The sequence below is a fragment of the Parasalinivibrio latis genome (genome assembly GCF_036825535.1).
Taxonomy (GTDB): Bacteria; Pseudomonadota; Gammaproteobacteria; order Enterobacterales; family Vibrionaceae; genus Parasalinivibrio; species Parasalinivibrio latis.
Window position 1 is genome coordinate 1,161,508 of record NZ_CP098812.1, and the last position, 12,087, is coordinate 1,173,594.

The following is a 12,087-nucleotide window of genomic DNA, read 5'->3' on the forward strand; positions in this document are numbered from 1 at the left end:
AGAATGGTTAACTGTTTTTTTATACAGTAAATCTTGCTCCGCTCATCCCCATTGGTTAGAGTGGAGCAAAGATTGCGTCCAACAGCACTGTTCACTATGACCCGTTCCGGATCTTACCGCCTTATTATTGCCGAGAAACCCAGCCTTGCACGCGCTATAGCCGCAGTGTTGCCTCGTCCCCATAAGCAGCAGAAAGGTTTTATTGAAACGGCTGGTGGTGACATTGTCACCTGGTGTATCGGCCATCTCCTCGAGCAGGCAGAGCCGGAAGCCTACGATGAAAAATATAAACAGTGGCGGCTGGAAGACCTGCCCATCGTACCTGACAATTGGATTCTCAAACCGCGTAAAACTGCGGCCAGCCAACTTCAGGTAGTGAAAAAGCTACTGAAGGATGCCGGACTGGTTGTCCATGCCGGAGACCCGGACAGGGAAGGGCAATTGCTGGTGGACGAAGTGATTGATCATGCCCGCTTGCCACAGTCCAAAAAGAAAAGCGTGCAGCGGCTTCTGGTAAACGACCTGAACCCACAGGCAGTAAAAAAAGCGTTGTCTAAACTTCGCAGTAACGAAGAGTTCGTGCCACTGTCTGTTTCTGCGTTAGCGCGTTCGAGGGCTGATTGGCTCTACGGTATGAACATGTCCCGTTTGTATACCTTGCTTGGTCGCCAGGCCGGATACAACGGAGTTCTCTCTGTAGGCCGGGTGCAAACACCGGTTTTGGGCCTGGTGGTAGCAAGGGATGAAGAAATAGAAAATTTCGTCAGCAAGCCGTACTACCAGGTGGATGCCGTTATTCCTTACCAGGGATTTGATATCCGGGCCCGCTGGCAGCCCAGCGAAGCCTGTGCCAAATGGCAGGATGAGCAGGGAAGGGTACTAAGCCGTCCTCTTGCTGAGAACGTTGCACAGCGAATAACCGGCCAGCCAGCAACTGTCAAAGAGAGTGACAGGAAAGACAAGAAGCATGCTCCACCATTACCGTACAGCCTTTCTGCATTGCAGATAGATGCCGCAAAACGTTTCAGGATGAGTGCGAATGACGTGTTGTCCTGCTGTCAGTCACTGTATGAGAAGCACAAGCTGATTACTTATCCGCGCTCTGACTGCCGTTACCTGCCTAAAGGCCACTTCGGAGAAGCCAAGGATGTCAGCAAGGCTGTAGCTTCGACTGACCCAGCGCTCTCGAATGCGGTAAGGGATGCGGACTTTTCCCTAAAATCCCGAGCCTGGAATGACAGTAAAGTTGAAGCGCACCATGCCATTATTCCAACGTCTAAATCCTCTTCGCCAGAAAAACTGACAAGGGGTGAGCAGCAGGTTTACAACCTGATTGCGCGACAATACCTGATGCAGTTTTATCCCCATGCAGTGTCACTTGAAGCCAAACTGGTTTTCGAGATTGCGGGAGGGCTTTTTGTTGCCAAGGGGAAAATGTGGAAGTCCCAAGGCTGGCGTGCCCTGATGGGCAAAGATGACGACGAGGATGAAGCGCTGACTCAGAAGGTGCCTCCGCTGAACGTAGGAGAAGTACTTAAGTGCGAGCGGGGTGAAGTGTTGGATAAGGTAACAGAGCCTCCTGCCTATTTCACTGAGGCAACGTTGCTGCAGGCCATGACGGGTATCGCCCGCTACGTTAAAGACACATCCCTGAAATCGATATTGAGAGAGACTGACGGACTGGGAACGGAAGCAACCCGAGCGGGGATACTTGAGCTTCTTTTCAAACGGAGTTTTCTTGCCCGTGAAGGAAAGTCTATCCGCTCTACCCCAAGTGGACGTGGGCTTATCCACGCGCTGCCTGACATGGCTTCAACACCGGATATGACAGCTCACTGGGAACACCAGCTCCAATTGATGGCGGAGCGACAGGGAAGTTACAAGCAGTTTATGGATGGTTTAACCCAGAGGGTGGGGGAGATTATCCAAAACGGGGTGAAATCTGGTGCGCCCCAGTCTTTGCGGGGGCTGCCATCTAAACCTGCCTTTAAATCCGGGGGCAAAAAGGGTTATCGCCGTAACACATCTGGGGCCAAGTCTGCCGGCTCAAAAACAACAACAGGGAAAGGTACCCGCCGCAAAGCGGCTGCACCTAAGCGTTGAGGCTCAAGTAAAGCCGGTTAATTTACCGCAAGATCAGTTCACTACGCAGCAGTTCCGGCCACTCTGTTTGGCGTGATAGAGTGCCTGGTCTGCCGCATCAAAGAGTGCATCCGGCATACTGTGCGGAGAGGGTGTGATCGACTTACCGCCGATGGAAATGGTTACCATATCAGCAACAGTAGATGACTCATGGGTTATGTTCAGATCCCGTACAGCATTTAGTGCTTTTTCAGCAATGTAACGCGCAGAGTGGAGGTTGCTTCCCGGTAGCAGGTAGACAAATTCCTCACCGCCAAACCTCGCCAGCAGGGCTCCCTTACGGCGTTCTACTTCTGCCAGGCAGTCAGCAATGGCTTTCAGGCATTCATCACCCTTGGCATGGCCATAACTGTCGTTATATTGCTTGAACTGATCTATGTCGATAACCAACAAGGTTACCGGTAGCCCGTGCCGGATTGCCAAAGCCCATTCATCAGTCAGTGTCCGGTCGAATCCCCTTCGGTTGGCAATACCGGTCAGAGGATCCTGCAGGCTGAGCATTTCTAACTTGGCGTTAACCTCTTCCAATTCCTTGGTACGCTGCAAAACCCGTTGTTCCAGTGAATAATTCAGGGTTTTGAGGCGTTCTTCCGCTTGCCGTTGTGCCAAGTGCTGTGAAAGTGTTACCCCCAGCAGGCTGAGTAGTTCGCGGTGATAACTTTGTAGTGGGGTTCCTGTCAGCAGGTTGTCGCACGCTATCCAACCAATTGGTGTACCGCCATCCCAAAGGCAAATAGTTGCATTCCATCCCCGGCCGACAGGTTTACCATCATGGTAGAGTTCCACATCTTCGAGAATGGTAATTGGCTGGCGGTTATCCATTGTGGATTCGGCAACGATATGGTGCGGGAGTGGAGCGCTGAAATAGCGTTCATTCGTGATCCTGCCTTTAATATCAGTACCGAAAGTCCCGTACATCATCCCCTTCTCATATTCGACCAGAAAGATGGCAACCCGGTCTAATTTGAGTTTATTCCTGCATTCCCACACCGTGGTGTACAGGAGGTCATCAAGGGTTCGGGTACGCCATAGGCGAAATGATATGTCGTGCAGTAAGCGCAGTTGTTCCAGAAGCCCCTTCTGGGATTCCCGGCTGTTGTTCAGTGCCTCTTCAGTGGCTTTCAGTTCGGTCAGTTCCTGATTAACTTTCGCTTTCAGGATGTGTGACTGAAACTCGGCAGCGATTCCACAACAAATAATGCTCAGGTTTTCTTCAGACTCTTGGTGGAGAATAGTGCCTTTGAATGTGGCAATGACCCACGCAAAAAGCTCTCCACCCCGGCGCAAGGGGATCGACCAGCGGGTATGGGTAAGTCCGAGCGGAAGCAGTGTGGGCTCAGGACACTCATCTGAGTCGAGCTGTTTTAAAATAAGATCGCGTTCAACGGCGAGTGAGGCATCCTTTGCATTCAGGGGAAGGTTGACTGCTACTTCCCAATTCTGGTTATCAGGTACATAAACCGTCAATTTCGTACATGCAGTATTGTGGGAAAGATCCTGGTAGAGGATGTCACAGGCCTCTGTAAGGCTAGTGGCATTGCTGAACTTTTTAATGGTGCTGGCTTGGATGGTGATACAGACATTTTCTGTATTTATAGCCATGGACATCCCCTAAAAATTTGATCTTGCTTCCATTGGCTAAGTGTATGATTTATTGAACACTAAAAGTATGGACGTGGCGCGCAAAACCATAACTTTAAAGAGGTTTTGCGATCCATGTCATCATTAAAAAAAGGCAAACTACTTAGATGTGAAATCAATGTAGCGCAGCGGCGATAACCCCAACCAAAGTCATCACAAAAAGAAACCATCGAAGGGTTTTGGGACTGGCGTTTATTGCAAATTTTACGGCTATCCTAGCGCCAACCATGGAGCCCGCTGCAAGGAGTAAACCGGGTAACCAGACAATGAGGTCATCAATAATAAAGATGACAAGAGAAACCGTCGTGAAAATAAGGGTGCATAACAGTTTTAGTGCATTGCCCCGGACCAGGTCGTAGCGCAGAGCGCCGCATAGTGCAGCGATTAGCACAAAGCCGACCCCAGCTTGAACAAACCCTCCGTATATCCCCGCCAGAAACAGTGCCCACCAGCCATACTTGGACTGGCTCACCTTCAATGCTTCTGTTTCACCCTCAGGTGCTATGGTGCCGGGCTTGACCACCATCAGCAGTGCCATGGTCAGCATGGTGCCCAGCAAAAGAGGTTTAATGATCGAGGACGGCAACCAGGCTGCAGCCCCTGCACCTATGATGCCTCCGATCACGGTCGGAATCATTATGGGTATTAAATCATCGGTAGCAAGACGGTTATGTTTTCGAAATCCGGACACACCCGCCACACTTTGCATAAAAACACCGACACGGTTGGTGGCGTTTGCCACATCTGCAGGCATACCTAAAATGATAAGTGCTGGAATGGTGAGGTTTGACCCCCCTCCGGCAAGAGTATTAATAATACCGGCAATAAATCCGAGGAAAAGCAGCAGGGTGCCAAAGGCAAAACTCAGTTCCATGAGTACTAACATCCAATTTATATTGAACGCCAAGCTTATCGGCTTTGGTGGGAATTGTCGTGTGACTGGAATGGCAAAATACAAAACGGGGCAACCATTTGCATGATTGCCCCGCTTCAGAAATTTAATGGTCGGTCTGACTGGATTTGAACCGGTGCTCGAGGAACAAATTTGCCTTGGATGATTCAGCCACTTTTGACTACACGGCTTAGTAGGGGTGCCCGGCTGGATGGGCCGGGCTATAGGACGCACAGACCAAATCAAACATAAGTCAAACTTAACCTATTGATTCATTTGATACTCTAATGGGCGAACTGAGCAAATTGTTTCGCTTAGGATTGCGAGTTAGTTCACTCATTTTCCTTGCTTGTTTGGTTGCCTATTCTCTTTTGTATAATACTAAGTTATCAAATTGCCATCCTGAGTTGCTGGTTACATTTTTACAGTTGCAGCCTCAGTGATTCAGTTAGTCTCAGGGAATGACCGATGAATAATAATGATGGAAACTATCGAGATTTCAAGCCCATAGTCATTAAAGCGATCCAACAAGGAAACACCACAGAAGAAGAAATGGCAATTATTTTTGATATTCCAGAGAAAGAGATAAAACGTTGGGTTAAAGGACAGGGCAAATCGGAGAGAAGGCTTGATTGTAATGATTCTGGGATGGACTGGATTATACGTCACTTCTGGAAAATAAATTTACTCGCTTCACTTCTGGGAGTGATAACTGGCTTGGTCGTTTTTTAATTCAGAACACTAACTATCTGAAAGTACAAATCTGTTTCGTACCATAGCATTGTCCACTCCTATTTTGAAACTGTCCAAACTAGAGTTTTCCACCCTTTAATTGTAGGAAAGTGCTATTAAACCTCGCTGATACGAAAAAGCCCGTAACTCTATGAGCTACGGGCTAAAATGATGGTCGGTCTGACTGGATTTGAACCAGCGACCCCTGACACCCCATGACAGTGCGCTACCAGGCTGCGCTACAGACCGACTTGCAAGAATCTTACGAAGCACCCTGCCTCAAGTCAAATATAAAAGCGGCAAAGATCAATCGTTTGAACAAAAATCAGGCAGCGAGTGCGCTGCCTGATCAAAAACAAATGCGTGTAATTGCATGGATTTAACTGTCTACTTCAAACTCATGCTCTTCGGCATAGTAGAAGCGTTTCAGCTCGTGCAGTGCCTGCATCAATGTTGAAAGGGGCGGCTTGGCATTTGGCAGAAGCTGGTAGTTATGGTCATAAACCTTGTAGTTACCGAACTTATCCACAACGAGGGTGCGCTTATTTAGAACCACAACAATATCACGACTGTCTCCGGCCATAACCCATGTTTGGGGGTTATGTACAACATCAAACAGGCTGTTGCCACTGCTGTACTCTTTGGAAGGCGTCGTTACTCCAAGCAGAGACTCCATCAAAGTCGGTGCCAGATCCAGGTGGCTGGTCAGTGCTGAAATACGTTGCGGCTTTTGGCCCGGCCAGTGAATTACCATAGGAACCCGAAGCTGGTAATCACTGTAGGCACTGTTTGCACCCCAGTGGTTATTCCCGCTTTCGTTAAACTCCATACCGTGGTTACTGGTAACAATTACAACGGTTTTATCCATTTCACCGCTTTGGCGAAGGTTTTCAAACAGATCACCTAACAGTTTGTCGACGTTATAAGCCGCGTTGTTATAACTGTTTTTCAGCACCAGTGAAGCCTGTTTGTTCACGCCCTGCATTTTACTGCTGAGAGATGGCTGGAAAGGTTTGCTGTAATCAGTTTCCTGCTCGTAATTCGCGACGGTATCCAGCTCTACAAAACTGAACCAAGGAGACGTCTGTTCTTTTTCCCAGGCTTCGAAATCTGCAATTTGGGTCTGGTCGGATTGCCAGGCAGAATCAGGAAGTGCCTTTTTGACTGCCGCGGCAGGACCAAATATGGTTTCGCGGTAAATAGGGTTATCAAACCCGCTGGCACTGAACAGCCCGAAGTTGTAGTCCTGTTTTTCCAGTGAACTGATCATCACCGGTCGCAGGTTTTCAGTTCGGGCACTCTTGGCATAGCCGCCGGGCAAACCGTAGAACAAACCAAACACACCTGCCATGCCATCATTACCGGAGCTGTAGTGGCGGGTGAAATTTACATTTGATGAAGCGAATGCGTTCAACTGAGGCATGGTTATGGGCGATACCATATCAGCTCGAAGGCCGTTAACCATTATCATCAGGACGTTATACTTGTTCTCGTTGGTTTTTGAGTATTCCAGCGGAACGATAGGGTAGCGCATCATTTCCTGGTTGGCCTGAGCCTGTTCCCGACGACGCTGATATTCATCGCGGTCAAGCAAGCCGTATTTCTCCATCAGCGTTTTGGCCGTCATTGGATATGAAAGCGGTAAGGTTGAACGCTGGGAGGTAATTGGGCTGTAGATGAAAGCATCGGCCCAAATGTGGATCAGGTGGCTGCTGATAAAGGCGATACCGAAAACAAGCGCAATTGGTCCACCAACGCGCTTACGAGAGAGCTTACGGAGCTTTCGCCATACCCATTCCGAAAGAACCATTTCCAGAAGGAAAATAATGGGCACTACGACAAACAGATACTGCCATTTGGCATTCATATCTGTTTTTTCGCCACTGAGCAGCAACTCCCAGACTAAAGGCGTCAGGTGGAGATGCAAAACCTCAAAGGCATAAATATCCAGCAAGAGAAGTGTCATCCCGCTGGTAGCAACTAAAACGGCAAACAGCCGCATCAACCGCTGGGAAGGAATGATAAAGCTGGCTGGGAAGATTATCAGGATATAGATAGCGAAAACCAGAAAGCCGAAATGGCCAATCCAGTTGACCAGCATATAGGTTTTGCCCAGCGCCGTTTCCGGTAAGCCGGAAAATGTCAGATAACGGGTACCCAACAACATGGCAGCAATAATATTAAAGAAGCTGAACCAATGGCCCCAGCTAATCAGGTTCGAGACCTTGTCTCTATATGTGTTTCCGCTTTCTACCATAAAGGCGCAGTCTTTTTGCTCGTTGTCGTTACCCGTACCCTGATATTTAACCGCATTGAGGTTAGTTTGCGCTTACTGACTTAACCAGAGCCTGTGCAAACTTCTCTGCGATCTCCTTGCGTTGTGGTGCTGGAATATCACTGTTAATGATATTAGTGGCAAGGTTACCCACAATCATAAGCGATAAATCGGTAGAAGTGTGGTGTTTTTCAAGAACTTCGACCATGTCGGTGAGAATTTGTTCAAATTGCTGGTCGGAATATTTAGACGTTACAGGCATAGGATTAGCTTGTTTTAGGTGACTACAAACGGCTTATAATAACCCACTCTCTACTGCGACGGAAAATGTTTTCAATTATGAGCCTCTCGCTTTCCAATGTGATTTTGCATCAGCTTTCCAGAGCTGACGATGAAACGCTCGCCGTTCACCTTCGTGATGAGCTGCTTGAGCATACGCAATCCACAGAAAATCTGGTCGCTGAACTGCACCGGGTTTACAACAGCAAGAACGCCAAAGGGTTTGGCCATTTCGCAGAAGACAGCGAATTTGCCCAATGGCTTCGTGAAAACCGTAAAGGTGAACTGGACTTCCACTCTTTTTCTGCCAAGACGGCAGAAAAGCTCAAGAGTGAACTGAGCAAGTATCCTTTTGCAGAAGCTGGCATCCTTGTCCTTGCTGAGTACCGTTCCCTTGCGAGCGATTACCTGTTCATCGGGCTGCTGCAGTCAAAACAAAGTATGAAGGTGACTGACCAGCTTGATGTCAGCAATACCGATTACCTTGATGTCGCAACCATGGATATTGCAGCCCGTATTGATTTGTCGTCCTGGGAAACTGAGCCGGACAACAAGCGTTACCTGACATTTATCAAAGGCCGTGTTGGCCGTAAGGTGGCGGATTTCTTCCTTGATTTCCTCCAGGCAGAAGTAGGCCTGGATACCAAGCAGCAAAATCTAGTTTTGATGCAGGCGGTGGAAGACTATTGCGCCGACTCGCGCCTCGACAAAGAAGAGAAGCAGGAATACCGCAAGAAAGTCTTTGACTATTGCAATGGCCAGATCCAATCAGGTGAAGAAATTGAAGTTCGCGAACTGTCTGGAGAGCTGCCAGCATCTGACGATGGTTCGAATTTTTACAGTTTTGCCTCTGAGCAAGGCTATGAGCTGGAAGAGTCGTTCCCGGCTGACCGGACTACAGTACGGAAACTGACAAAGTTTGTCGGTTCTGGTGGTGGCATTTCAATCAACTTTGACAGTATGTTGCTTGGTGAGCGGGTCTACTACGATCCAGAAACCGATACGCTGACGATTAAAGGTACGCCACCAAACTTGCGTGACCAATTGCAGCGCCGGCTGACGAGTGAATAAAATTGAAAACAGGGGCAGGGTGCTGCCCCTGTTTTTCAGCTTTTCCCTAATTCCCGCAAGTGACCCCAACCGTTGAAAACGCCGCAGTAACATCAACAACGTTGTACCCCAAATCTACCGCAGCCTGCTCTACACCACAGGCGGCTGAGTTGAATCCAGACGTTGGTGTCCAATAAATCTGGTTGGCGCGGAAGAAGGTGTCAAACGCAAGTTTTGTATTCCAACCCGAAGAATTTGCGAGAATATAGAATGCCCGGTTAAATACGCCTGAAGAATAGTGGACGCCCATTCCAGAAACGAAATTGGAAGCATGGCCGATTGATCTTCCATCACGCGTAGGATCATCCATATACCTGAGGGCTCCGGCACTTTTCATAATGTCGTATCCGACCATCCAGTCATTGACGCCGCGCATGTAATATTCAGCGGCTTCTCCTGCAATGTCAGAGAATGATTCGTTGATTCCCCCGGATTGTTCGCGGTATTCGAGACCGGAATTTTGCTCTGTGAATCCATGGCTTACTTCGTGGGATGCAACGTCCAGACTGACTAATGGATAGAAGTAACTGGCGCCATCACCGAAAGACATGGCTCGACCGTCCCAGTATGCATTGTCTACATTCCTGCCGTAGTGAACTTGCATCGTGAGCTGGAAGGTGAGCGGGGCAGTGTTGTACCAGTCTTTGTACATATTGAAAATAACACCACCGAAAAATTGTGCATCGTTAGCTGGTGAATAGCCGCCATTGATCTGTTTGTAGGTATTTTCAGGGCAGGAGAAAGTGTGTACTGAGCCGCGGCGGGTCTTATGGTTCATATCGAGGGTACGGACATTTTCGTTTTCTAAAGAACATGTACCGCCCGATTCAGTAACACTGATTTCCGGGAAATCGGTGCCATAGTAGTACCGCCCGATTTTTTCATTGCCCCCAGGGCCGGTAGCAAGGTAAGGGGAAGGTGTGCCGCCACCACCGCTGTCTCCCCCACCTCCCGGTTTGCCTTTACCATCTGGTTTGGCTGTCATCAGTTCATCCCAATGCCGGATAACATCTCCATTAGAGGCGTTGATAAGGCCTGCGGGGCGGGATAAAACACCCCGGTTACTGCTAAGGTACGAGACGCGGTAAGCCAATACGGGATTGCCTCCACTCTCTGCTATCACCAGTTCAATGTCCTTATGTCCGGCAGGTATGCCTTTATAAAAACCACTGAGATAGACCATTGCCTGCCCCGGGCTTATTGCAGGGGTAACCGAAAAATTTTCAGGAATATTGAGGGCATTCCCACTGATAATTTGCTGGCTTTCGCCGTACTCAACAACCACATGGTGCCCATACACCTTCACACCACTAAACATTTGAACCAACTTGCTTTTTTTATTGTTATTGGCAGTGGTGAACGATGCTTTGTGGTTGAATCCATGTTTCCCATTTAGTGCAACAGCATCTGTAACCGAGATGTTATTACCAGTGGTGATGGAAACAGGTGCGGCATAAGCGTAACTGTGAGCCAGCAGTATTGCCAGCGAGCATAGAGCAAACTTTTTCATGGCAGGCCTCGAAACTGAGAAAATTGTTGCAGGTATTGTTCAATTTTAGCTCGCGATTAAATATGTTGAGCTGGAGGGGACGAGTTGGGGGTAATTTGGAGCTATATTCCAAAATATGCAGTAAAACAGAAAATAATATGGGTAACCTGTAAAGTTCGACGGTGCAATTTGCTAATGCCGTATTACTACCCGAAGGGATCAGTAAACTTTTGCTGGAACCAATGTTATAAGCCTTTCTCCGGGCGTGCTTTCTCCTAATGGGTAGATGCGTACCCATTTCAGAAATCCAAGATCCCGTTTCTTTTCTTCTCTCCGAAACATTCAGAAAAACGTGTTAATCAAATGTGATTTATGGGTTACACATTTAGGCGTTCCTTACATGTTGCTAACCAATAAAACCACGGAATGAGGTAGAGAAATGAAAGGTCTGAAGACATCTCTCACAGGCATGATGCTTGCTCTGGGCGTTGCTGGTGTTGCCAATGCGGCCCCGGTTGAAATTAAATTCTCGCACGTTGTTGCCGAGAATACGCCAAAAGGACAAATGGCTATCAAATTCAAGGAATTGGTCGCAGAGCGTATGCCTGATAAGGCAGTGGTTAAGGTGTACCCGAATTCACAGCTGTTCGGTGACAATAAAGTTCTTGAAGCAATGTTGCTGGGCGATGTGGAGTTGGCCGCTCCTTCTTTGTCCAAGTTCAACAAGTACACAAAATCACTCCAGTTGTTCGATTTGCCATTCCTGTTTAAAGATATGGATGCAGTCGAACGTTTTCAAAACGGCCCTGCCGGCCAAGAACTGCTGGGTTCTCTCAAGAAAAAAGGGCTGATGGGTCTGGGTTACCTTCACAATGGTATGAAGCAACTCTCTGCGAACGACCCGTTGCGTACCCCCGCAGATGCTGACGGCAAGAAGTTCCGTATCATGAGTTCTGATGTTCTGGCTGCGCAGTTTGAAGCACTTGAAGCTGTACCGTTAAAAAAACCTTTCTCTGAAGTTTTCACATTGCTGCAAACCAAAGCTATCGATGGTCAGGAAAATACCTGGTCAAATATCTACTCCAAGAAGTTCTTTGAAGTTCAGCCCTACATCACTGAATCCAACCACGGTGTGCTGGATTACCTAGTCGTAACGTCTGCTGAGTTTTGGCTGACGTTGCCAGATGACGTGCGTGACGGAGTGAAGTCTGCGCTTGATGAAGCCATCGTTTATGGAAACAAAGTTGCGAACGATAAGGCCATGGCGGACAAACAGGCGATCATCGAGTCTGGCCGCAGCGAAGTGCTGACATTGACCGATGCTGAACGCCAACAGTGGGTCGAGGCGATGAAGCCGGTTTGGAAACAGTTTGAAGGTGAAATCGGTGCAGAGCTGATTGACGCAGCGGTTCAAGCTAACCAGTAATATGTAACACCAATTGGTTTTAGGATTTGGCGTGTTTATCTCTATTTCCGCGCCACTGAATCCCAGGCGATGTTAGATCGCCCTGGTAGACGGCCCGGGCT

9 protein-coding genes and 1 tRNA gene are annotated in these 12,087 nt (G+C 48.3%); 4 read left to right on the forward strand and 6 right to left on the reverse strand.

Going from position 1 to position 12,087, the window contains the following annotated elements; all coding sequences use genetic code 11:
• Positions 1 to 96 precede the first annotated feature (96 nt).
• The gene (locus NF212_RS05630; RefSeq protein ID WP_434360838.1) at positions 97 to 2,103 is read left to right on the forward strand and encodes a DNA topoisomerase III; all 2,007 of its coding nucleotides are present in this window, start codon (positions 97 to 99) and stop codon (positions 2,101 to 2,103) included.
• A gap of 33 nt (positions 2,104 to 2,136) precedes the next feature.
• Here NF212_RS05630 and NF212_RS05635 read toward each other — a convergent pair whose 3' ends face one another.
• Together NF212_RS05635 and NF212_RS05640 are read right to left on the reverse strand one after the other, a co-directional pair.
• Positions 2,137 to 3,744 carry a GGDEF domain-containing protein gene (locus NF212_RS05635; RefSeq protein ID WP_434359595.1) on the reverse strand — a complete coding sequence of 536 codons (1,608 nt, stop codon included), beginning with the start codon at positions 3,742 to 3,744 and terminating at the stop codon, positions 2,137 to 2,139.
• 154 nt (positions 3,745 to 3,898) lie between these two features.
• Positions 3,899 to 4,657 (reverse strand): sulfite exporter TauE/SafE family protein, encoded by a 759-nt coding sequence (locus NF212_RS05640; RefSeq protein WP_434360839.1) that lies wholly within the window; start codon positions 4,655 to 4,657, stop codon positions 3,899 to 3,901.
• Between the two features lie 486 nt (positions 4,658 to 5,143).
• Here NF212_RS05640 and NF212_RS05645 point away from each other — a divergent pair, with 486 nt between their 5' ends.
• On the forward strand, positions 5,144 to 5,407 hold the full coding sequence (locus NF212_RS05645) for a hypothetical protein (RefSeq protein WP_434359597.1): 264 nt from the start codon (positions 5,144 to 5,146) through the stop codon (positions 5,405 to 5,407).
• A gap of 172 nt (positions 5,408 to 5,579) precedes the next feature.
• On the opposite strand, the gene NF212_RS05650 is transcribed toward NF212_RS05645, so the two are convergent.
• The 3 genes from NF212_RS05650 to NF212_RS05660 form a co-directional block, all read right to left on the reverse strand.
• Positions 5,580 to 5,656, reverse strand: a tRNA-Pro gene (locus NF212_RS05650).
• Between the two features lie 130 nt (positions 5,657 to 5,786).
• Positions 5,787 to 7,664: a DUF3413 domain-containing protein gene (locus tag NF212_RS05655; RefSeq protein ID WP_434359599.1), complete on the reverse strand. Its 1,878-nt coding sequence runs from the start codon at positions 7,662 to 7,664 to the stop codon at positions 5,787 to 5,789.
• Between the two features lie 61 nt (positions 7,665 to 7,725).
• Complete coding sequence (locus NF212_RS05660) at positions 7,726 to 7,944, reverse strand: DUF1414 domain-containing protein (protein WP_054676242.1); 219 nt, start codon at positions 7,942 to 7,944, stop codon at positions 7,726 to 7,728.
• Between the two features lie 77 nt (positions 7,945 to 8,021).
• Here NF212_RS05660 and yejK point away from each other — a divergent pair, with 77 nt between their 5' ends.
• Positions 8,022 to 9,032, forward strand: coding sequence for a nucleoid-associated protein YejK (gene yejK, locus NF212_RS05665; protein ID WP_434359601.1), 1,011 nt, complete (start codon positions 8,022 to 8,024; stop codon positions 9,030 to 9,032).
• Between the two features lie 46 nt (positions 9,033 to 9,078).
• Here the strand turns inward: yejK and NF212_RS05670 are convergent, their stop codons facing one another.
• Positions 9,079 to 10,581, reverse strand: coding sequence for a M4 family metallopeptidase (locus NF212_RS05670; protein ID WP_434359603.1), 1,503 nt, complete (start codon positions 10,579 to 10,581; stop codon positions 9,079 to 9,081).
• 418 nt (positions 10,582 to 10,999) lie between these two features.
• Here NF212_RS05670 and NF212_RS05675 point away from each other — a divergent pair, with 418 nt between their 5' ends.
• Positions 11,000 to 11,986, forward strand: coding sequence for a TRAP transporter substrate-binding protein (locus NF212_RS05675; RefSeq protein WP_434359605.1), 987 nt, complete (start codon positions 11,000 to 11,002; stop codon positions 11,984 to 11,986).
• Positions 11,987 to 12,087: the final 101 nt, after the last annotated feature.